Annotated in this window: 21 protein-coding genes; 8 read left to right on the top strand and 13 right to left on the bottom strand. The window is 70.5% G+C overall.

What is annotated here, in order from left to right:
- Together A5757_RS00575 and A5757_RS00570 are read right to left on the bottom strand one after the other, a co-directional pair.
- Positions 1-1501, bottom strand: a 1501-nt coding sequence (locus A5757_RS00575; protein WP_066828022.1) for an Hsp70 family protein, incomplete at its 3' end; no start/stop codon positions are given.
- 13 nt (positions 1502-1514) lie between these two features.
- Positions 1515-2291 carry a hypothetical protein gene (locus A5757_RS00570; protein WP_066828021.1) on the bottom strand — a complete coding sequence of 259 codons (777 nt, stop codon included), beginning with the start codon at positions 2289-2291 and terminating at the stop codon, positions 1515-1517.
- A gap of 47 nt (positions 2292-2338) precedes the next feature.
- On the opposite strand from A5757_RS00570, the gene A5757_RS00565 reads away from it, so the two are divergent.
- The gene (locus A5757_RS00565; protein ID WP_066828020.1) at positions 2339-2797 is read left to right on the top strand and encodes a nuclear transport factor 2 family protein; all 459 of its coding nucleotides are present in this window, start codon (positions 2339-2341) and stop codon (positions 2795-2797) included.
- A 4-nt stretch (positions 2798-2801) separates the two neighbouring features.
- Here A5757_RS00565 and A5757_RS00560 read toward each other — a convergent pair whose 3' ends face one another.
- Genes A5757_RS00560 through A5757_RS00550 form a run of 3 tightly spaced genes read right to left on the bottom strand, consistent with a single transcriptional unit; the run spans position 2802 to position 4921 of the window.
- Entirely contained in the window at positions 2802-3455 is a 654-nt protein-coding gene (locus A5757_RS00560) for a L,D-transpeptidase (protein WP_066828019.1), read from the bottom strand.
- A gap of 51 nt (positions 3456-3506) precedes the next feature.
- A complete protein-coding gene (locus tag A5757_RS00555) occupies positions 3507-4325 on the bottom strand; it encodes an SRPBCC domain-containing protein (protein WP_066828018.1) in 819 nt (272 codons plus the stop codon).
- Positions 4325-4921: a helix-turn-helix domain-containing protein gene (locus tag A5757_RS00550; RefSeq protein ID WP_066828017.1), complete on the bottom strand. Its 597-nt coding sequence runs from the start codon at positions 4919-4921 to the stop codon at positions 4325-4327. Before A5757_RS00550 ends, A5757_RS00555 begins: the two co-directional genes overlap by 1 nt.
- A 59-nt stretch (positions 4922-4980) precedes the next feature.
- Between A5757_RS00550 and A5757_RS00545 the strand changes: the two genes are divergently transcribed.
- Positions 4981-6471, top strand: a complete 1491-nt coding sequence (locus A5757_RS00545; protein WP_066828016.1) for a bifunctional phosphatase PAP2/diacylglycerol kinase family protein — start codon at positions 4981-4983, stop codon at positions 6469-6471.
- Here the strand turns inward: A5757_RS00545 and A5757_RS00540 are convergent.
- Together A5757_RS00540 and A5757_RS00535 are read right to left on the bottom strand one after the other, a co-directional pair.
- Positions 6425-7084 carry a phosphatase PAP2 family protein gene (locus tag A5757_RS00540; protein ID WP_066828015.1) on the bottom strand — a complete coding sequence of 220 codons (660 nt, stop codon included), beginning with the start codon at positions 7082-7084 and terminating at the stop codon, positions 6425-6427. The two genes, A5757_RS00545 and A5757_RS00540, sit on opposite strands and share 47 nt — an antisense overlap.
- Before the next feature lie 42 nt (positions 7085-7126).
- On the bottom strand, positions 7127-8188 hold the full coding sequence (locus A5757_RS00535) for a permease (protein WP_066828014.1): 1062 nt from the start codon (positions 8186-8188) through the stop codon (positions 7127-7129).
- A 48-nt stretch (positions 8189-8236) separates the two neighbouring features.
- On the opposite strand from A5757_RS00535, the gene A5757_RS00530 reads away from it, so the two are divergent.
- The 3 genes from A5757_RS00530 to A5757_RS00520 all read left to right on the top strand — a co-directional run bounded on the left by A5757_RS00530 (position 8237) and on the right by A5757_RS00520 (position 11065).
- Positions 8237-8719: a hypothetical protein gene (locus tag A5757_RS00530; protein ID WP_066828013.1), complete on the top strand. Its 483-nt coding sequence runs from the start codon at positions 8237-8239 to the stop codon at positions 8717-8719.
- 90 nt (positions 8720-8809) lie between these two features.
- Positions 8810-10198 carry a sulfatase gene (locus A5757_RS00525; RefSeq protein WP_066828012.1) on the top strand — a complete coding sequence of 463 codons (1389 nt, stop codon included), beginning with the start codon at positions 8810-8812 and terminating at the stop codon, positions 10196-10198.
- 63 nt (positions 10199-10261) lie between these two features.
- A complete protein-coding gene (locus A5757_RS00520) occupies positions 10262-11065 on the top strand; it encodes a Stf0 family sulfotransferase (protein ID WP_066828011.1) in 804 nt (267 codons plus the stop codon).
- On the opposite strand, the gene A5757_RS00515 is transcribed toward A5757_RS00520, so the two are convergent.
- Positions 11026-11817 carry a trans-aconitate 2-methyltransferase gene (locus A5757_RS00515; protein ID WP_066828010.1) on the bottom strand — a complete coding sequence of 264 codons (792 nt, stop codon included), beginning with the start codon at positions 11815-11817 and terminating at the stop codon, positions 11026-11028. The genes A5757_RS00520 and A5757_RS00515 overlap by 40 nt on opposite strands.
- Positions 11818-11941: 124 nt before the next feature.
- Between A5757_RS00515 and A5757_RS00510 the strand changes: the two genes are divergently transcribed.
- Both A5757_RS00510 and A5757_RS00505 read left to right on the top strand, forming a co-directional pair.
- Positions 11942-13153 carry a S9 family peptidase gene (locus A5757_RS00510; protein ID WP_066828009.1) on the top strand — a complete coding sequence of 404 codons (1212 nt, stop codon included), beginning with the start codon at positions 11942-11944 and terminating at the stop codon, positions 13151-13153.
- An 11-nt stretch (positions 13154-13164) separates the two neighbouring features.
- Positions 13165-14109: an L-lactate dehydrogenase gene (locus A5757_RS00505; RefSeq protein ID WP_231983842.1), complete on the top strand. Its 945-nt coding sequence runs from the start codon at positions 13165-13167 to the stop codon at positions 14107-14109.
- A gap of 4 nt (positions 14110-14113) precedes the next feature.
- On the opposite strand, the gene A5757_RS00500 is transcribed toward A5757_RS00505, so the two are convergent.
- Positions 14114-15016, bottom strand: a complete 903-nt coding sequence (locus tag A5757_RS00500; RefSeq protein ID WP_082929239.1) for an LLM class flavin-dependent oxidoreductase — start codon at positions 15014-15016, stop codon at positions 14114-14116.
- Positions 15017-15139: 123 nt separating this feature from the next.
- On the opposite strand from A5757_RS00500, the gene A5757_RS00495 reads away from it, so the two are divergent.
- The gene (locus A5757_RS00495) at positions 15140-15760 is read left to right on the top strand and encodes a TetR-like C-terminal domain-containing protein (RefSeq protein WP_156618072.1); all 621 of its coding nucleotides are present in this window, start codon (positions 15140-15142) and stop codon (positions 15758-15760) included.
- On the opposite strand, the gene eccE is transcribed toward A5757_RS00495, so the two are convergent.
- The 4 genes from eccE to A5757_RS00475 are packed head-to-tail and all read right to left on the bottom strand — an operon-like array spanning position 15754 to position 20349.
- Positions 15754-16719 (bottom strand): type VII secretion protein EccE, encoded by a 966-nt coding sequence (eccE, locus tag A5757_RS00490; RefSeq protein WP_066828004.1) that lies wholly within the window; start codon positions 16717-16719, stop codon positions 15754-15756. The two genes, A5757_RS00495 and eccE, sit on opposite strands and share 7 nt — an antisense overlap.
- Complete coding sequence (gene mycP, locus A5757_RS00485) at positions 16719-18086, bottom strand: type VII secretion-associated serine protease mycosin (RefSeq protein ID WP_066828003.1); 1368 nt, start codon at positions 18084-18086, stop codon at positions 16719-16721. The genes eccE and mycP overlap by 1 nt, the downstream gene beginning before the upstream one ends.
- On the bottom strand, positions 18083-19495 hold the full coding sequence (gene eccD, locus A5757_RS00480; RefSeq protein ID WP_066828001.1) for a type VII secretion integral membrane protein EccD: 1413 nt from the start codon (positions 19493-19495) through the stop codon (positions 18083-18085). The genes mycP and eccD overlap by 4 nt, the downstream gene beginning before the upstream one ends.
- On the bottom strand, positions 19477-20349 hold the full coding sequence (locus A5757_RS00475) for an ESX secretion-associated protein EspG (RefSeq protein WP_066827999.1): 873 nt from the start codon (positions 20347-20349) through the stop codon (positions 19477-19479). The genes eccD and A5757_RS00475 overlap by 19 nt, the downstream gene beginning before the upstream one ends.
- Positions 20350-20351: the final 2 nt, after the last annotated feature.

Raw genomic sequence — 20351 nt, 5'->3', positions numbered from 1 at the left:
AGATGTGTATAAGAGACAGGGTCACCGTGAGGACCGGAGGCGGGGGCGGTTCCGTCGGCGGCGGCAGCGGGGCGCTCGCCGGCACGCGGGTGGTCTCGATCTGGGTGGCGGGGGTGCTGTCGGTCGTCGTCCCGGTGAGCGCATAGGCGACGCCACCGAGCGCGACGATCGCCACCACGGCCGCGGCGGCGACGGCCAGTTGCGGGAGCCGCTGCCATACGCTCGGCCGGTCCGCGGGCGGGTCGTGCGGTTCGTAGAGCACCTCTGGGCGCGGACCCGCGACCTCCGTCGCGTACGCGTCGTAGGGATCCTGATAGGGGTCCGGATAGCCGGCGTCGTCGGTGTAGGGCACCGGTTCCGCACCGGCGCCCTCGTCCTGCGACCAGGCCAGCGCGCGGAAGGTCGCCGATCCGGGTGCGTCGGTGGACATCTCGGTCACGGGCACCGCCGGGGCGAGCCCGGTCGGCGCTTCGGCGGTTGCGCCGTATGCGGCGAACAGCGCCGCTCCGACCGCGGCGTCCAGTGCAGGCTGCGGCGTGGTCACCACCGGGACCCGCGTATGGGCGGACAGCTGCTGGGTCACCAGCGGGATGCTCGCTCCCCCACCGATGGTCACCACGGCCGACACGTTCGCCCATGCGATCCTGTTGCGCTGCAACACATCGTCGAGCGCGGACAGCACGGCGGCCAGCGGAGTCCGCAGCAGATCCTCGAGTTCGGCCCGGGTGACCCGCACCTGCGACGAATGGCCGGGCAGGTCGACGGCGACGTCGGCGGCGGTCTGCGCCGACAGCCGTTCCTTGGCCATTCGGCACTGGTCGCGCAGTGCGGTCAGCGAACCCACCGCTGTGGTGCTCGCCGGGTCCACCCCGCCGGACTGGGTGATGCCGTGGAGCACGTGGCCGAGCAGCGCCTGGTCGATCTGGTCGCCGGAGAACTCGGTCAGCCGCGTCGTCGCGTCGATCGCCTCGAACGCCGCCGACGCGTCGGCCACCGTGATGCTGGTCCCGCTCCCCCCGAGGTCGACGAGCGCGACGACGCCGGACGACGGCAGACCTGGGTTGGCGTGCAGCGCCGTCAGCGATGCCACCGCGTCGGGCACCAGGCGCGCGGGCGCCAGCACCGGATTGGTGCGCAGCGCCTTGCGCAGCGCGAACTGGGTCGACGTGCCCCAGTGCGCGGGCACCGCGATCGCCAAGTCTCCCAGCGGCGGGCCACCCGTCAGTTCGACCAGGGCGTCGAGCGCCTCGGTCAGCAGCGCCTCGGCGTGATAGGAGGATCCGTCCGGGGCGACGAGCGGCACCGGGTCCCCGACCCGCTCGACAAAGCCGGTCAGCACGGTGCCGCCGGCTCCGGCGGTGTCGTCACTCGGCGGCAGGCCGACCTGCGGCGTGCGGTCGCTGAACAGGCTCAGCGTCGAACGCCGGATCACGGGCGGATTGCCGACGCGCGCCGCTACCAGGTTGGTGGTCCCGATCGACAACCCCAACGGGTCGCTCATATGACCGTGAACCCTAGTCGCCCCCGGCCGAGGTCAGCTCACCCGACACGGCGTCATCGGGGATCAATCGCCGCAATACCGCGGATGCCACCACGCCGACGGCGATCAGGGCGATGCCGACCGCATCGGACAGAGCGTCGGTGACCCAACCGACGATGCCGGTCACCACGACGAACGGCGGCAACCAGTCGAACGCCCGCAACACCGAGGAGGTCTCACCGGTCGCGTAGTCGGGATAGAACTCGGTGAACGACACCGCGAAGATCATCGCGCCGATCTGCAGGATCCACCCCGTCCAGAAGTTGTCGTTGTCGCGCAGCACCGCATCGCCGTAGGCGCCGACGAGGGCGGAGAACACGAACGCGCCCGCCCAGACCGCCGACAGCACGTAGTTGATCCTCAGGAAGACGGGGTTGTCCCAAAGCTCCTGCGGTGTGGCATCTTTCGCGTACGCCAGCGTGAACGGCCGGCGGAAGGCCAGGGTGACGATCGCGAACACGGCGAGTGCGATGTTGCTGACCTCGCCGGCCCACATCTGCAGCCACTCGATGGCGCCGTCGGAGGCGACCAACCCCAGGATCGCCAATAGTCCGAAGTAGGCGACGGTGAACGCTTCGAGTAGATGGACCGCCGCACCCCGGCGCTTGCCCACCCACAGGGTCAGCAGGGACAGGCCCAGCGCCGCCGACGCCGCCTCCTCGAATTTGCCGGTTCCGTTGAGCACCGCCATCAGAATCCACGGTGCCAGCCCCGCCAACGGAGATCTGACGTATCCGTCGATCAGCTTCATGGCCCGGACTCTATGCGTTGGGCCCACCCTGTGCTGCAATGACGACCATGGGTGACATCGACGACATCAAACAGGTCAAATACCGATACCTGCGGGCGCTGGACACGAAGCACTGGGACGACTTCGCCGACACCCTCACCGAGGACGTCGTGGGCAAGTACGGCGAATCGCTGGGTGACACCCACGAATTCACCGACCGCGAGTCGCTGGTGAACTTCATGCGCACGTCGCTGGGGCCGGAGGTACTCACCGAGCACCGCGTCAACCACCCCGAGATCACCGTCGACGGGGACGAGGCGACCGCGACCTGGTATCTGCAGGACCGGGTCATCGCGCCCGCCTTCGACTTCATGCTCATCGGCGCGGGTTTCTATCACGACCGGTACCGCCGCACGCCCGACGGCTGGAAGATCAGCGAGACCGGCTACGACCGCACCTATGACGCGTCGATGTCGTTGAAGGCGTTGGACTTCAAGGTGAAAGCCGGCCGGGCGCTGAACCTCTGAGCGGTCACTGCGCGACCGCGATCAGCGCACCCGGCCGCAGCCAGCGCATGATCTCGACCAGCTTCGCATCGTCGATCGCCACGCAGCCGGCGGTCGGCCCGCCGTCGGTCGAGTGCAGGAAGAACGCGCCGCCGTTGCCGGGCACCCGCGCCTTGTTGACGCCCATGACCACCGCGTGGCGGTACTGCGGGATGTGCAGGTTCTCGGTGCCCGAACTCAGTGACGTGTTGAACGGGCAGGCGTCCTTCTTGCAGACCTGCATCGTGTTGTAGGTCGGACTGCTCATGTCGCCGTCCCACCAGTGGTCGCGGGTGACCTGGACATACGGCAGCCCGCCGCCGGGGTTGGGTTCGGTGCCGAACGCGAAGTCCAGCGTGAACACGCCCATCGGTGTCTTCATCTCGCCGTCGTGGCTCTGCGGCGTCATCCCGTTGGCGCCGACGAACGCCGGGATGCCGGCGGCCACCGGTTGCCAGCCGGCCGCCGTGCGCTGCCAGACGTCCATCTTGGCCTTGGATCCGCCGACGCCGACCACGGAGATCACCTGGGTGGCCGCCCCGACGCTGCGGGCGAACCACGGGGCGGCGGCCTGCGCCGGGGACGCCGCGGACACCAGAACCACTGCCGCCGCACACCACGAGATCAGCAGTCGGCGCATCCGCCCATCCTCGACGCCGCGGCTCACGGATCCGTCAAGGACGGGACACGATCAGGTCGCGACCGATCCGACGGCGAAGACTCCCCGCAGCCACCTCTCCCACACGTCCCTCTGCCCCTCGGCGGCGTTATCGGCATCCGGTCCGTAGAGGAACATGCTGACCATGACGTGGGTACGGTCGCCGATCGTGAAGATCCCCACGGCGGCGACGCCCGTGGCGGGCCGGTCGAGCCGCACCATCACCTCGCGCGTCGTCAACCGCTGATACACCCGTTCCACCACACCGGCGAAATCCGGTGCGCCGTGGGGCGATTCGACACGTTCGCCGGCGTCGACACCGGCCAGGCCCAGCCCCCGCGCGAGCTGGGACCACCCGGCCGCGGGAGTGTCTGGGCATTCGGCCATGAGGCGGACCGGGGCCGCCGGTTGTCCGGCGAAGTCGCGCAGGTACACCCTCAGCACCTCGAAGGCGCCCGGCCATCCGCTCTCGAAGCCCTCGATCTCGTCGTCCCAGTCGTCAACGTCGGTGAACAGGCTGTGCACCATCCGGACGACGCAGCGGTGCCCGCTGCGGCCGGTGACGGTGACCTCGGTCGCCAGCGGACCCGGCGAGCCGTTGTCGCTCCAGTTCTGTTCTTCGTAGGTCAACCGGTTCGGCGGATCCCAGCCGGTGATCACCCCACGCTGCGTGCGACCATCGCCGAAGTCGAATTCGAGTGCGCCGCCCTCGCGTTCGTCGACGGTGGTGGGTGCGAACCAGGCGCTCATACCGGCTCCGGTGGCGATCGCGTCCCACACCTGTTCGGGGGTTCCGGGAACCAGGTACTCGACCTCGACCCAGCGACGTCCGTCGTCTCTGCGTATCGGCATCACGTCTCTCCGTTCTCGGGGCGGGGGGTGGGATAGGACGCGACCACCACCCGGTGGGCGCGGCCGGCGGGGTCGCTCACGTCGTGGTAGCGCTCGACCAGGGTGGCGACGGCGTCGGACAGTTCGCGCGTGAAGGCGCTCCGGTCGGCCGCGCTGCGGAACCGGATCTCGGTGTCGATCGTCAGCGTGGCCAACCGCTTGTCGGCGTCGCGCGCCGTCCGCCACAACTCGCCGACCTCGCGCACGGCGCGTGCGGCGACGGCGATGAGGTAACTGGCCGACATCCGGTCCCTGCTGCGGCCCGGGTCGGCGCCGACGGCGCCGAGCGCGCCGGGGGACACCACGTACGACGCCGCTGTGGCGACGAGGAGGCGTTCGGTGATACCGCCCCAGCGCCGCTCACCGGCCGCTGCCACGAGCTGATGCTGCTCGAGGGTGCGCAGGTGGTAGTTGACCTTCTGCCGGGAGATCCCGACGCGTCCCGCCAGGGTGGCCGCGGAGGCCGGTTCGGTGAGTTCGGCCAGCAGTCTGCTGCGAACCGGGTCGAGCGCGGCCGCCGCGGCGGCGGGCTCTGCGATCACCTCGACATCGAGCACTCGGTCAGCGTGCGCCTTGACAAGTTTAGTTGTCAAGGGTTGGTGGTTACGTTGAGCGGATGGAATTACGCCTCCGCCGCCGCGGTCAGGGTCTCCGCCAGATCGGCCAGGGCCTCGGCTCCCTGGACCGCGAGGTGTTCGAGGCCGTCGCCGAATCACCGAGTCCGCTGCTCGACGCAACGATGCCGCGGCTGACGCAGGCCGCCGACCACTCGAAACTGTGGTTCGCCATCGCCGCAGGGCTGATGGCCGTCGGCAACCCGCGCACCCGCCGGGGCGCGGTCCGCGGCGTGATGACGCTGGCGGTGACCAGCCTGGTCACCAATCAGGGCGCCAAGCGGATCTGGAAGCGCGCCCGGCCCAACTACATCGTGGTGCCGCTGGCGCGCCGGGGCCGGCGGTTCCCGACGTCGAACTCGCTGCCCTCGGGCCACTCGGCCAGCGCGGCCGCGTTCTCCGTCGGCGTGGGGCTGGAGAGCCCGATGGCCGGGCTCGGGCTCACGCTGCTCGCGGGTCTGGTGGGGCTGTCGCGAGTGGCCACCGGCGCGCACTACCCCGGTGACGTGTTCGCCGGCTTCGGCCTCGGTGCGGCGATCGCCGTGCTGGGCGGACGGGTGGTCCCGCCGGTGGCGCCCACGAAGCTGCCGACCGCGAAACCGCTGCGGGTGGACACCCCGCCGCGACCCGAGGGTGCCGGTGTGGTGCTGGTGATCAATCCGGCGTCGGGCAGCGGGACGGGTGCGGACGTGATCGACGAGGTGCGAAAGGCACTTCCGCAGGCGGAGGTCGTCGAACTCGGGCAGGACGACGATCTGAAGACCGTGCTGCGCGATGCGGCCGGGCGGGCCGAGGTGCTCGCGGTCGGCGGCGGCGACGGCACGGTGGCCACCGCGGCGAGCATCGCGGTGGCGGCCGGACTCCCGCTCGCGGTGTTCCCCGGCGGCACCTTCAACCACTTCGCCAAGGACATCGGCTGCGATTCGGTGGACAAGACCGTCGACGCCATCCGGCGCGGCCAGGTGTCCTGCGTCGATCTGGTGTGCCTCAACGAGGACCACATGGTGATCAACACCGCGAGCATCGGCGCCTATCCACGGTTCGTGGTCACCCGGGAGAAGCTCGAACACAAGATCGGCAAACCGCTGGCGGGGCTCTACGCGATGTTCCACACGCTGCGCCGCGGCGAGCCGGTGCGCATCCGCTACGACAACGAGACGCTGCAGACGTCGTTGTTCTTCCTCGGCAATTCGACCTATCTCCCGTCCGGGTTCGCCCCGTCGCAACGCCATCAGATGGACGACGGTCTACTCGACGTCCGAATTCTGGAGACCGGCAAGCGGTTCAGCCGGCTCCGCATCCTGACCGCGCTGATGCTGGGGCGGCTCGAGCGCAGCCCGCTCTACCACGAGATGCGGGTGCCCGAGTTCCGGTTCACGGCGGTCGACGGGCCCACGGTGCTGGCGTGCGACGGTGAGGTCGGCATCGAGGTGACCGAGGCCACCTTCACCGCGCAGTATCGGGCACTGCCGGTGTTCCGTCCGCTGCCCTGAGCGGATACAGCAGCCAGCACGCCACGCAGAAGGCGTAGCCCAGCGCCCAGCCCGCGATGACGTCGGACGGGTGGTGGACGTTGAGCACCACCCGGCCGGCGCCGACGGTCACGACGACGAATACGCCGGCTGCGATCGCCCAGCCGCGCCAGGTCCCGGGCAGCAGCGGCAAAACGATCACCAGCAACGCCCACACGCAGACCAGCACGCCCAGGGCGTGGCCGGACGGGAACGACGTGGAGTCGGCGACGACGAATGCAGTCGCCGGGCGCGGACGGTCGGCCATCAGCTTGGCCACCTGGGTGAGCGCGCCGCTCAATTCGACGGTGATCGCCACGAACACGGCCAGACGCAGTCGGCGCCGGAAGATCGCGACCGCGATGACGACCAGGCCGGCCAACCGGAACAGCACCGGGTTGAACACCGTGCAGTAGACGTCCCAGGCGGTGATCCATGCCGGGTGCGCGGCGCCGAGCCGGTACATCGGTTCCAGGGCGGCGGCGTCGAGGGTGGCCGACCACGACCACTGCAGGGCGAAGCCGCACCACATCAGCGCGTACACCGCGAGGGCGCCGAGCGCGGAACCGATCAACCAGGTGCGGCGCGGCGTCATGGCGCCCTGTCTACCAGTCCGTCGACGCCGAAAACCGCTTCGTCACAGCACCGTAAGCATCGCCCCGCCGACCAGCCCGGCCGCGACCACGGTGGCGGCGGTGACGCCTACCGACTTCCACCCCAGACTCCGGACCACCATCGCGATACCGGGGAAGCTCACCGCCGGCAGGGTGATGAGCAGTGCACCGAGGACCCCGGAGGAAAGACCGAGCAGCGCCAATCCCTGCAGGATCGGGATCTCGCCCGCGGTGGGGATGACCAGCAGGGTGCCGAGGACCGCGGCGACGAGTACCACCAGCAGTCCGTGGTTCGCCGGCTGGATCAGCTGCATCAGCCAGCCGCGGCAGGCGCCGATCATCAGCACGATGATCAGGTACTCCGGCAGTAAGACCAGACACATCCGGCCCAGCGCGATCGCGAAACGGTGTGGCGCGCTGCGGCTGTCGAGCATCTCGGTGACCGCGGGCGGCGGCTGCGCGGCGTCGTGACGCCGGGTGAGCAACCCGACCAGGAAGGCCGCGCCGACGACGGCCAGCGCGCCGACCACCAGCCGGGTGAACGACCACTGCCAGGGGGCGACGAAGAACAGGAACACCAGCACCGCGGGATTGAGCAGCGGGTTGCCCAGCCAGTACGCGACGACGGCCGCGCGGCTGACGCCGGTGCGTCGCATCGTCACCGCGACGGGAGCGGCGCAGCAGGTGCACATCATGGTCGGCATGCTCGCCAACCCACCGGCCGCCGCGGTGGACAGCAACCGTCGTCGATTCAGCAGGCGCGGCAGCCAGGTCCGCGGCACGAACGCCTGCACGCAGGCGCTGACGAGCAACGCCACCAGCAGCGCGGGCCAGATGGCGAGCACGTAGGTGTGGAAGAACGAGGTGGCGGCGGACCAGCTCGGTGCGTCACCGGGGCTCACGCCCCCGACGCCGAGGATGTCCTTACCCGTCCATTCGTGGGTGCGCGCCGCTGCGAGCGCCTTGCCCAGATACGGCTCCCACTTCGCCCAGGTCAGTCCGACCAGCAGTACCGCGGCGGTGAGTGCGACCCCGCCCACCAGCGCCCGGCGCGACGGGGACCCGGCGGCCGGGTAGGTGACCATGCCCCGGAAGGCTAGTCGCTCCCGTCGACGCGATTACCCTCAGATCCTATGGCCGTACTCCTGCGCAAGCTCATGCGAATCGGCGCGCTGCCCGGTGCGCTGCGCGCCGACGTCGAGGCCGAGGGCGTCCTGCACCTCGCCGAATACGTGCCGGTCACGCGGCGCTTCACCGGATCGATTCCCGGTAAACGCGCGAACGGCAGCGTGTCGGGCTATACCGGTGCGCTGGCGCTGACCGGCCGACGGGTGCTGGGGACGCTGTCGACGGTGCCCAAGCTCGCGGGCCGCACGATCGATCAGCCGTGGAATGCGGAGCAGACGGGTCCGGTGACCGCCGAACTGTCCGCCACCGGGCTGTTCATCGACGCCGACATCGCCGAAATCGACCCGCGCTGCGAGGGCCGGCTGTCGCTGCATTACAAGACCGATCTGCCGGAGGAACTGCTGCTCCGCCTACCGACACGCAACCTGGCCTATCACGTGCCGCCCGACTGGGTGTTCCGCGCGGTCGGGGTGCCCTACCGCCCCTGAACCCGTGCGATTTCGGCGCGCTCACCTACGCTCACCGTCCGTGAGCGCGCCCGAATCGCGGGTCCGCGAGCTGGGATAGGTTCGACTCTCATGAGCCCAGCCAGCGCCCACCGCGCGAACGTGCTGATCGTCCACTGGCACGACCTCGGCCGCTATCTGGGCGTCTACGGCCATCCCGACGTGACGAGCCCGCGCATGGACGCCCTGGCCGCCGAGAGCATCCTGTTCACCCGTGCCCACGCCACCGCGCCCCTGTGCTCCCCGTCGCGCGGCTCCTTCTTCACCGGCCGCTACCCGCAGAGCAACGGCCTCGTCGGACTCGCCCACCACGGCTGGGAGTATCGCGGCGGGGTGCGCACGCTACCCCACATCCTCGGCGAAAACGGTTGGCACACCGCGCTGTTCGGCATGCAGCACGAGACGTCGTATCCCGCCAAACTCGGCTTCGACGAATTCGACGTGTCGAACTCCTACTGCGAATACGTGGTCGAACACACCACCCGCTGGCTGCAGCACGCGCCGCAGAAGCCGTTCCTGCTCACCGCCGGGTTCTTCGAGACCCACCGGCCCTATCCGCGCGAACGCTACGAACCCGCCGACCCGGCATCGGTCAGCCTGCCCGACTACCTCCCCGTCGACGACGCCGTCCGGCAGGACATGGCCGAGTTCTACGGCTCCATCACCGTCGCCGACGCGGCGGTGGGCCAGTTGCTCGACACGCTGGAGGCCACCGGACTCGACCGCACCACCTGGGTGGTGTTCATGACCGACCACGGCCCCGCACTCCCCCGCGCCAAGTCCACGCTCTACGACGCAGGCACCGGCATCGCGCTGATGATCCGCCCGCCGCGCGACGCCGGCATCACCCCGCGGGTCTACGAGGATCTGTTCAGCGGGGTGGATCTGCTGCCGACCCTGCTGGGCGTGCTCGGCGTCGACATCCCCGACGACCTCGACGGCCTGTCCCACGCCGACAACCTGCTGCGCCGAGGCCCGGAGACCACCGAGGTCCGCACCGCGGTCTACACCACGAAGACCTACCACGACTCCTTCGACCCGATCCGGGCGATCCGCACAAAGGACTACAGCTACATCGAGAACTACGCGGCCCGACCGGTTCTCGACCTGCCGTGGGACATCGCCGACAGCGCCCCGGGACGGATCGTCGCGCCGCAGGTGCGCGGCCCCCGACCCGAACGCGAACTCTACGATCTGCGGGCCGATCCCACCGAGCGGCGCAACCTGCTCGAGGACGGAGCGTCCGGGACGATCGAGACGATCGCCGCGGACCTCGCGATGCTGCTCGATGATTGGCGGGTCAAGACCAACGACGTCATCCCGTCGGATTTCGCGGGCACCCGCATCTCCGAGCGCTACACCGAGACGTATCTGCGGATCCACCGCGGCGCCATCACCAGCCGCTCTGCCAAGGCCGAGGACCGCGGCATCGACGACGACCAGCGGAGCGCGCAAGACTAAGACTCATCATGATCGAAAACCGCGGCTCTGCAGGGCTTTTGCGCTGCGGTTAGGCTCACGCGCATGCCCACTCAGCCCTCGGCATACCTGGTGCTGGCCTCCCAGCGCAGCGGCAGCACCCTGCTGGTCGAATCGCTGCGCGCCACCGGGGTGGCCGGTGAACCGCAGGAGTTCTTCCAGTACCTGCCCCGGACCAGTCAGGCCCCGCAGCCCCGCGAGTGGTTCGCCGATGTCGACGACGAGTCGATCCTGCGGCTGCTGGACCCACTCGACGAGGGCACCCCGGACCTCGCCCCGCCGACGATCTGGCGGGACTACATCCGCACCGTCGGCCGGACCCCCAACGGGGTGTGGGGCGGCAAGCTGATGTGGAATCAGACCCCGCTGTTGCTCGACCGCGCCGCCGGTCTCCCCGACCGGTCCGGCGACGGACTGCTGGCCGCGATCCGCGATGTGATCGGCACCGATCCCGTCCTCATCCACGTCTACCGTCCGGACGTGGTCTCCCAGGCGGTGTCGTTCTGGCGGGCCGTGCAGACCCGGGTGTGGCGCGGCAGACCCGATCCGGTGCGCGACGCTCGGGCCGAGTACCACGCCGGGGCCATCGCGCACGTGGTGACGATGCTGCGCGCCCAGGAGCAGGGCTGGCGCACCTGGTTCGAGGAGGAGGACGTCGACTACATCGACGTCCCGTATCCGGTGCTGTGGCGCAACCTGACCCAGGTGGTCGGCGAGGTCCTCGAAAAGCTCGGACTGGACCCGCGATTGGCGCCGGCACCGGTGCTGGAACGCCAGGCCGATCAGCGGTCCGACGCATGGGTGGACCGCTACCGCGCCGACGCGGCGAAGGAGGGCCTACCCGCCTGAGCGACGACGAACACCCGCCGGAACGGGAAGAAGGTCCGTCCGTCGGGCCGCGCCGGGTACGCGTCGTCGAGCAGCGGGATCAGCTCGGCCCGGAACTCGTGCCACTGCTGTTCGGTCAACCTGCTCTTCACCGGCCGCAGCGCGGTGCCGCTGATCCAGTCCAGCACGGGATGCTCGCCGGTCAGTTCGTGGATGTAGGTGGTCTCCCAGGCGTCGACCGTGCAGTCGGCGTCGGTCAGCAACTCCGCGTATCCCGCTGGGGTCTCGATGACTTTCCCGACGCGGAACGGGATGTCGTGCAACGACTCTCGCCACGCATCACGGTCGGTGAGCCGGCGCACCGCCTCGTGCGACGGGGCCTCGAAGTTGCCCGGCACCTGGAACGCCAGCCAAGACCCCGGTGGCAGTGCGGCCGCCCACCGGGTCAGCAGCTCGGCATGCTCGGGCACCCACTGCAAGGTCGCATTGCTCACCACCACATCGGTGTCGGGCTGCGGGACCCAGTTGCGCACATCGGCGACGCCCGCGTCGACGCCGCGCTCCCGCGCCGCGGCCACCATCTCCGGTGAGTTGTCCCACGCTTCGATCGTCGCCGACGGCCAGCGCTGCGCCAGGCTCAGCGTGAGATTGCCCGGACCGCAACCGAGGTCGACGACACGGCGCGGCTCATGCGCACCGATGCGGGCGAGCAGATCGTAGAACGGCCGGCCGCGGTGATCGGCGAACGCGAGATAGGTCTCGGGATTCCACACAGCTTCGAGTGTCCCACCGTCGACTGTGCTTCTGTGGCGTCGAGTGTGCCGCCAGGGCGGTGGCGGGCGGATTTTCCGCCCTGTGTACACACTCGACGTACGGTCGCGGGCTAGCATCAGGCCGATGACGCAGTCCGCCGATCCGGTCGACCCGCCCATCCCAGTTCCCGACGTGCCGGGCGGCGACGCGGGGGCGACCGGTCTCCCGCGCCGCGCCGACCTCAGCCTGGGCCAGCGTCTCGTCGTGGACGCGTCGGCCGTCGCCGATCTGGCTTTGCGCACCGGGGTGGCGTCGCTGGTGGGCGCCGCGATGCTGCCCACGGTCGCCGCGGCGGTGTTCCAGCGGGACGCGGGCCGGCTCGAGGCCGAGCACATGCGGTTCTACGCCGACCTCGCCGCCGCCCGGGATCCGCAGCGGTCGTTCCCGAAGCCGACCGTCGCACCGAGGGTGTCGTCGCGGCCGGCGAACCCGGTGGCCGAATGGGTCGCCGGCGGTCAGGTGTACAACATCCGGTTCCGCAGCAGCTTCGAAGCCGTCAATCCCGCGCTGCGCGAACAGTGCCGGGGTCATCAGCGCAACAACGTGGTGCACGCCCAGCATTGGCGTCACGACGACGGGCCACGACCGACGCTGTGCGTGATCCACGGCTTCATGGGGTCGCCGTACCTGTTCAACGGGCTGTTCCTGTCGCTGCCGTGGTTCTACCGGTCGGGCTACGACGTGCTGCTGTACACGCTGCCGTTCCACGGCGCCCGCGCCGAACGCTTCTCACCGTTCTCCGGATACGGCTTCTTCGCCGACGGGTTCGCGGGATTCGCCGAATCGATGGCCCAGGCCGTGCACGACTTCCGTTCGCTCGCAGACTATCTCGAGTACACCGGCGTGGACCGGATCGCGGTCACCGGTATTTCGCTCGGCGGGTTCACCTCCGCGCTGCTGGCCTGCGTCGACGACCGCATCCAGGCGGTCATCCCGAACGTCCCGGTGGTGACGCCGGACCGCACGGTCGACGAGTGGTTCCCGGCCAACAAGCTGGTGGCGCTCAACCGGCTGATCTCGCACACCGACCCGGAGTTGTCCGCCGCCGCCGCGCGGTACGCGTCGCCGCTGAACTATCCACCGCTGGTGCCGCGCGACCGACGGCTCATCATCACCGGACTCGGTGACCGGTTGGCACCGCCCCAACAGGCCGAAATGCTCTGGGAGCACTGGGACCGCTGCGCATTCCACTGGTTCCCCGGTAACCATCTGCTGCACGTCAGCCAACCCGACTACCTGCGGCGGATGACCCGGTTCCTGGGCAAGGTCATGCCGATCGAAGCTGCACGGGCCTGAAGGGAATCCTGGTGCGAGGACGAAAAGTCTCGATCGTCGGCGCGGGCAGCGTCGGCACCGCGATCGCCTACGCCTGTCTGATCCGCGGTTCCGCGGGGGCCTTGGCCCTGTTCGACACCAACACGGCCAAGGTGCGCGCCGAAATCCTCGACCTCAACCACGGCAGCCAGTTCGTCCCACCCTGCCGGGTCGATGGAGCCGACGACATCGCGGTTACCGCGGGTTCGGACGTCGTCATCGTCACCGCGGGCGCCAAACAGCATCCCGGCCAAAGTCGACTCGACCTGGCGGCGGCCAATGTGCTGATGGCGCAGACGCTCACGCCGCGGCTCGTCGAGCAGTCACCCAACGCGGTGGTCCTTTTCGTGACCAATCCGGTCGACGTCGTGACCTACGCGGCGACCCGGGCGGTCGGCGCCGGACCGGGCCGCATCTTCGGATCCGGAACCGTGTTGGACTCCAGCAGGTTCCGCTATCTGGTGGCACAGCGTGCGGCCGTCGACGTCGGAAACGTGCACGCCGTGGTGATCGGCGAACACGGGGACTCCGAGATCGCGCTGTGGTCGACGCTGTCCGTCGGCGGTGTGCGTGCGGACGCGTACCGGCTCGACGGTCGCCTGATCTTCGACGAAGCCACCCGCACAGCCATCGGAGCCGACGTGGTCAACGCGGCCTACGAGATCATCGCCGGCAAAGGCGCCACGAATCTGGCCATCGGGCTGGCCACAGCGCGCATCGTGGAAGCGGTCCTGGGCGATCAGCACCGGGTGCTGCCGGTCTCGCGGGTGCAGGACGGCGCCCACGGCATCACCGGTGTGGCGCTGTCACTTCCGACGGTGGTGTCGGCCGGCGGCGCGGGCCGCGTCCTGGAGGTCGAGCTCTCCCCCGCCGAGCACGACGGCCTGCACCGGTCGGCGCGCACGCTGCGCGACATCCAGGAATCGCTCGGGATCTGACGACTCAGATCCCGAGGACCTCACGCGCACGGTCGATCTCGTCGGTATCGGCGGTCGACGGAATGAGCCGCAGCTCGTCGAGACCCGCCTCGCGGGCGCCGTTCACCGCGGCGAGGAGTCCGGCCGCCCCGCAGTTGAGCGTCCCCGCCTCCGCCGCGGTGATGTACGACGACCCGGTGCCCATCGCGTAGACCTCCTGATCCCAGAAGTCCTTCACGTGTTCGCGGAGTTGAGCCTGTGGATCCGGGCCGAGCGCGAACCAGACCGGCGCGGAGAAGTGCGGCCGATCCGTCCGGCCCGCCGCCCGCCACGCCTCGACCGCCCGCTCGCGCTGCGCGGCCAGCGCCTCGGCATCGAAGTGCAGGGAATGCGCCGGGTCGCTCACCCCGGCCGCCCACTTCGCCGCTCGAGCCAGGGCTTTCGGACCGACCACGCCGGCGATCAGCGGGACGCCGCCGGGCTGCACCGGGACGGGCCCGACCGGGAGGTGCCCCTCGACGGGGGGCTCCTGGGCCCACACCCGGCGCATCACCGCGACCGCATCGTCCATGCGCTGACGTTTCCGCTCCAGCGGACTGCCGACCGCCAGGTAGTCCTCGTCCCACGCCCCGATGCCGACACCGAGCGTCAACCGCCCGTCCGACAGCACGTCGATGGTCGCCAGATCCTTGGCGAACAGCACGGGGTTGCGCATCGGCAGCGCCACGACATCGGTCCACAGCCGCACCCGCTCGGTGACGGCGGCAGCGGCGGCGAGTTGCGGTACGACCGACCAGCTGTCGGGGTAGACGAGCCGTTCGTAGGTGACCAGGCCGTCCCACGGTCCCTCGTCGATCTTGCGGTACCACGAGAGTTCGGTCTGGCGGCCGTGCGGGAAGAGGGTCGGCAGCCCCATTGAGATGCGCATGCCGCTATTCGATCAACATGTCGCGTTAAGGCCCACCTTCGTCTCACTCAGCGGGCACCGCGGGTATCGCCGGCCCCCGCCGCCGGGACACTCGGCACCGTCGGGACCAGGGAGTCGGGGACAGTGAGCACAGCACCGGATCGCACTACGCGCAGTTCGACGTCCCGCCCGCGGGTCCGCCCGGGCGGACGCAGCGAACGGATCCGGGAATCGGTGCTGCGAACCTGTCTGGCAATGCTGGCCGAGGGCAAGGTCGAACTCCCGATCGCCGAGGTCGCCGAACGGTCGGCGGTGCACCGCGGCACCATCTACCGGTGGTGGCCCACCTCGACCGAACTACTCGACGACGCACTCGGGTTCCATGCCCGCCACCGCACCGACGCCCCGGACACCGGCGCGTGGGCCGGCGATGTGCGCGTACTGATCACCGAACTCGCCTCGCTCGCCGCCGATCCCGTCGAGCGCGGCCTGATGGCCGCGGTCATCGCCGGGCGTTATCCGACGCTGAACGACGCGATGATGAGCTGGTATCGCAACGATCTCCCGCAATGGGTCGCGGTGATCGACAGAGCCGTCGACCGCGGGGAGGTCCCCCCTGACGTCAACCGGGACGTGCTGCTCCACATGATGTTGGCGCCGGCGGTCACCGTCTCCCTCTTCGACGGACGGGCACTCACCGCCGGCGAGATCGACTCACTCGTGGCACTGGTGTGCCGCGCGACGGCGACGTCCACGGGTCACTGAGGGTACGACGGACCTGCCTCGGCGAGTTCGCCTGCCGGTCTGCGGTCCACCGGCCATGTCAGCCGCTGCAGTAGCTCTGTCCGCACCGGCGTCCCGTCCAACCGCGCCACCGACGCCGGGGTCAGCGCCTTGAGCGCGGGCCCATGCGCACCGCGGGCCGGGGTCAGACCCGGAACCGGCGCCCCGGCGGGCGGCCGCTGCTCGGTCCGCAGCGCACACGCCGCCGTCAGCTTCGGATGGGTTGCGGTGCCGCTGATGTCGATCGCCGTCCACGTCTCCGCCGAGTCGTGCGCCGTCACCGCGGCCAGCGTGTCGGGAAGCCGGTCGTCGACCGCGACGCGGTAGGCGGCCACGTGTCCGGACCCGGTGCGCAGACCGCGCCACGTCTCCTTCGCCGCGGCGGCCACGGGTGTGTCGGTGTCGCCGACGGGCGTGATGTGCCAGCCGATCTCACGCAGATGGTCGGCGAGGCGACGCGCCGCCACATCGGCGGTCTCGCGCAACGGCAGCTGCGGGGACCGGGCCTGCAGTGCCGCCAGATTCTCGGTCGCGCCGACCGTCACCGCGATCCAGGTCGTGCGCGCACCGTCACGGTCCCGGCTGACCACCCGCACCTTGTCCGCGCGCACGCCGTAGCGATCCACGTAGCCGGCGATCAGCGGCAGCGGCAGGTCGGCCGAGCACTCGGTCCCCCCGGGCTCGACGCGCAGTACGGAGGTGACGTAGGTGTCCGGTTGCTCGGGTCGGCGGGAGTGCCCGCCCCCCGCACGGTTACGTCGCCAGATCGCCACGCGTCGGCGCACCATGTCGGTGACGAAAAGGCCGCGCCACCAGGCGAACAGCACGACGACCACCGCGATGGCGACACCGAGGATCCAGCGGTCGGTGACGGTGTGCCACGGGTAGGCCAGCGCCGCCGGTATGACGAACAGCAGCGCCAACGTGATCCTGACGGTCATCAGACCGTGTCCTTTCGTCGTCGACTCACCACGACGGCCGATCCGACCGCGAGGGCGAGCACACCCGAGCCGATCAGGGCGACCGTTCGGGGGGTGTGGTCGGGTGGTTCCGGAACCGGCGGGGCGGCAATAGGTTTCGCCGTGGGCGGGGCCGCCGCGGGTTCAGCGGGCAATTCCCAGGTCAGGGCGGCCACCGGGTCCACGCTGCCTGCTCCGACGACACTCGACGGCGACCGGGCGCCGCCGTGCGCGGTGGCCGTCAGGCGGCGCACCACCTGCTCGGAGGTGAGCTGCGGGAATCGGCTGCGCACCAGTGCGGCGACACCTGACACATAGGCGGTCGCGTAGCTGGTGCCGCTGAGCGGGAACAGGTTGCCCTTGTCGTCGGGCAGACCGTCGGCCAGTCCGCCGCCGGGTGCGTTGCTCAGCGACACGATGTCCTCACCGGGCGCCGCGATGCCCAACCATGGCCCGGCCATGGTGAATTCGGAGGGTTGGCCCGCCGGGGTCAGGGAGCCGACGGACAGCACGTAGGGCTGCCACCACGACGGGATCGACACGGTCGTGACCCCGGACCAGTTGCGCGGATCGTCGGGTCTGCCGGGATCGGTCGGGGGATTCGATGCGCATGCCGTTCCCGTCGTCATCCCGCCCGCATTGTTTCCCGCGGCGGCGATCACGACGGCGTCCTTCTCGCGGGTGGCGTAGCGCAGGGCGGCGCCGAGTTCGGTTTGGTCCAGGGTCTGTCCGGCGGGCAGGCAGGTCACCACCGAGACGTTGATGACGCGGGCGCCGCGGTCGGCCGCGCGCACGATCGCGCGGGCCAGGCTCGCGGTGTCGATCGCGGCGCGCTGCAGCGCGGGGTCGTCCGACGGGGCGGCCGGCGCGTAGCGCGGGGAGGTCTGCCGGATCGAGAGGATTTGCGCCGCGGGCGCGACCCCGGAGAAGCCGTCGGGTCCGGGCCTGCCCGCGATCAGACCCGCAACCAGGGTGCCGTGTCCGTCGCAGTCGGTCAGTCCGTCGGTCGACCCCAGGAAGTCGCCGCCTGCTTGCACGTCGGGCAGGCGCGGACCGGGCACCACCCCGGTGTCGATGACCGCGACCAGCTGCCCCTCCCCCCGGCTGTACTCCCACGCACCGGACAGGTTGAGCGCCCGTCTGTTCGGGCTCACCGCACCGGGATCGGTACCCGGCATCACGGCACTGGTGACGCAGGCGCCGCGCTGCTCCATCGCGTCGACCGGACCCGCACCGGCCGGCGGCGGCACCGCAGGATCGATCTCGGGCGGGGTGATCGCCGCCGCGGACGGACAACTCAGCAGCGCGACGGCGGACGTCGCGGCGAGTACGGCGAGGGGACGATTCACCTGTTGAGCACCAGACTGAACAGGCCGACCAGGAACGCCATCACCGGGATCAGCGACGCGTCGACCGCGGACGCGGCGAAGCCGACCAACCGGCGGGCGGGCAGCGAGTAGGTCTCCGGGGTGGCGACCGCCGGGTTCAGGGCGACGATGATCCACACCGCGGTCAGTACGGCCAGGGCCAGCAGCGCCCACCAGGCGGCGTCGAACCGGTCGGTGGCGGCGAACAGCACCAGCAGCCCGATCGTCAGCACGAACGGATGCGCGAGCAGCCACGCCTTGCACGGCGCCGAATCCCACACCCGCGCACGCAGCACCGCCCCGACCGCGGCGGCCACGACGACGTACCACGCCCACGGCGAAGGGTCCGCCGTGCCGATCAGCGTCAGTGAACCGGCAACGCTGAGCAGCATTCCGGACGCCAGGAAACCGGTCTGGTGCGACTGGCTGATCCGGACCCGGCGGGGCAGGTCCTCGAGGACCTGCAACGGCTGCGCCGATGGTGTCGGATCACCGGGCGCCGGGATCACCGGTAGGGGAAACCGCGCCCACATCGCCGACAGCTGGGCCGCCTGCACGGTGACCAGCAGTCCGATCAGGATCAGCACACAGCCCAGGACCATGTTCGACAGCGTCCACACCGAGGCGATCGCCGCGGCCAGCAGCACGCCGAATCCGGCGGCAGCGGTGGCGGTGAACAGTGCGACGGCCCGCTCGCCGACGGTGCGGCTGATGACCGACCACGCCGTCACGCCCGCCGCGGCCAGCAGCACCTGCGCCGCACCGAAGTCTCCGGGTACCGCCAGGGCGAACGCCGCGGCGACCGGCGGCAGCGCGGCGATACCGAGTGCCGTCGCCAGCCGCGGTGAACCCGCCAGTGTCAGCAGCGATCCCAGCACCGCGGCCACGGCGATAGCGCTGACGACGAACAGTCCGAGCAGATCGCCGGTCACGAGGCGGTGGGCCACCCCCAGCGCGGTGCCGACGAGGATCAGCGTGAGCGCCGCGGCCGCGGCGGCACGCTGGATGTGGCCTGCACCCCAACGCGACTCCTGCGCGGCTGAGAAGATCACCGCGGCGTCGGCGATGTCCTCGACGATGCGGGGCGCGGCGGGGCCGACCGGAACGGGCTGCAGGGCAAGCAGATCCCCGTCGACCACACCGACGGTGTCCAGCGTGGCGTCCAGGCTGAACGGCGCGCCGCCGATCGGGGCCAGGCTGAGTCTGCGGGGATGGCGCACCGCCTCGTCGGCGTCGGCGTCATCGCCCGGATCGGCCATCCGCTGTACGGCAGGCAGGATCTCGCGCAGGGGCAGACCGGCGGGCAGCGCCATCTCGGTCAGCCGACCACCGTCGTCGCCTGCGGCGAGCACCGCCACCCGCACGATCGGCATCACAGTGTTGTCGGGCATTGTCGTCTCGGTTCTCTCGTGTCGTGTTCGTTGAAGTCTCGGGTCAGGTGCAGGTCCGGGAACCAGGGCCCGCTGGGCAGCGAGCCGGTCAGGCGTTCCGCGGCCGCCGCGATGGCGAAGTCGGTGCCGGGCGCGAACGTCGAGATCCATTCGCCGTCGAACGCTTTGGCGGGGCTGACCAGAACCCGGCCTGCGCTGGTGTCGACGACGCTGACCCCGACCGAGGTCGTCACCCGGTGACCGTCCCGGTGCTCACCGGCCACCACCTCGACGTACGTCCGATCGGGTGCGAACGCGGCCTCCACCACCGGGCGGGCCGACGGCGGGATGCCGAGGAAGTCGAGCACCTCGGCAAGCTGTGTGCCGCTCCGGATCCGGTCGTCGGCGCGGGCACCGACCGCCGCGGGCAGGGTGAACTCGCCGAACCTCGCCGGTGCGCGGTGCGACAGCCCCGCGGTGAGCACCGGAACCAGCGCGTGCGGATGGTCGATCGCCATGTCGGTCAGGGTGACCAGCGTCGCGTTGCGCAGCGCCACCACCGTCCGGCCGCCGCGCCGGGCCACCACGCCCCGCAGCAGATCGCCTGCGCCGGAAATGAACCGCAGATCCAGCCACTGCTCGGCCCGGCACACCACCCGCAGCCATTCGGCCACCGACGGCGCGACCCGACCGTCGGCGGACAGTACGCCCGATGCGGTCAGCTGCGCGGACGTCTCGGCGGCGAATCTCGCGCGATCCGCCTCGTGACTGTAGGGCTGCGTGACCGCCAGCACCCAGGGGAAGGAGCCCGCGCCGATCGTGTCGGCGGCGAACCAGGCCTGGGCGGCGGTCAGTTCGACGGCGTTGGGACCCACTA

It is taken from the genome of Mycobacterium sp. 852013-51886_SCH5428379, assembly GCF_001665575.1.
In the GTDB taxonomy this organism is placed as follows: domain Bacteria; phylum Actinomycetota; class Actinomycetes; order Mycobacteriales; family Mycobacteriaceae; genus Mycobacterium.
Note: the sequence above shows the minus strand (reverse complement) of the source record. Positions and strands in the feature narration are given on the sequence as shown.

Bases quoted from the DNA above. Each gene is read 5' to 3' on its own strand.
- A5757_RS00520 (WP_066828011.1), top strand. From the start codon at position 10,262: ATGCCCACTCAGCCCTCGGCATACCTGGTGCTGGCCTCCCAGCGCAGC.
- A5757_RS00510 (WP_066828009.1), top strand. From the start codon at position 11,942: ATGACGCAGTCCGCCGATCCGGTCGACCCGCCCATCCCAGTTCCCGAC.
- A5757_RS00545 (WP_066828016.1), top strand. From the start codon at position 4,981: ATGGAATTACGCCTCCGCCGCCGCGGTCAGGGTCTCCGCCAGATCGGC.
- A5757_RS00570 (WP_066828021.1), bottom strand. From the start codon at position 2,291: ATGAAGCTGATCGACGGATACGTCAGATCTCCGTTGGCGGGGCTGGCA.
- eccD (WP_066828001.1), bottom strand. From the start codon at position 19,495: ATGCCCGACAACACTGTGATGCCGATCGTGCGGGTGGCGGTGCTCGCC.
- A5757_RS00500 (WP_082929239.1), bottom strand. From the start codon at position 15,016: ATGCGCATCTCAATGGGGCTGCCGACCCTCTTCCCGCACGGCCGCCAG.
- A5757_RS00540 (WP_066828015.1), bottom strand. From the start codon at position 7,084: ATGACGCCGCGCCGCACCTGGTTGATCGGTTCCGCGCTCGGCGCCCTC.
- A5757_RS00565 (WP_066828020.1), top strand. From the start codon at position 2,339: ATGGGTGACATCGACGACATCAAACAGGTCAAATACCGATACCTGCGG.
- A5757_RS00525 (WP_066828012.1), top strand. From the start codon at position 8,810: ATGAGCCCAGCCAGCGCCCACCGCGCGAACGTGCTGATCGTCCACTGG.
- A5757_RS00530 (WP_066828013.1), top strand. From the start codon at position 8,237: ATGGCCGTACTCCTGCGCAAGCTCATGCGAATCGGCGCGCTGCCCGGT.
- A5757_RS00555 (WP_066828018.1), bottom strand. From the start codon at position 4,325: ATGCCGATACGCAGAGACGACGGACGTCGCTGGGTCGAGGTCGAGTAC.
- A5757_RS00535 (WP_066828014.1), bottom strand. From the start codon at position 8,188: ATGGTCACCTACCCGGCCGCCGGGTCCCCGTCGCGCCGGGCGCTGGTG.
- A5757_RS00560 (WP_066828019.1), bottom strand. From the start codon at position 3,455: ATGCGCCGACTGCTGATCTCGTGGTGTGCGGCGGCAGTGGTTCTGGTG.
- eccE (WP_066828004.1), bottom strand. From the start codon at position 16,719: ATGACCGTCAGGATCACGTTGGCGCTGCTGTTCGTCATACCGGCGGCG.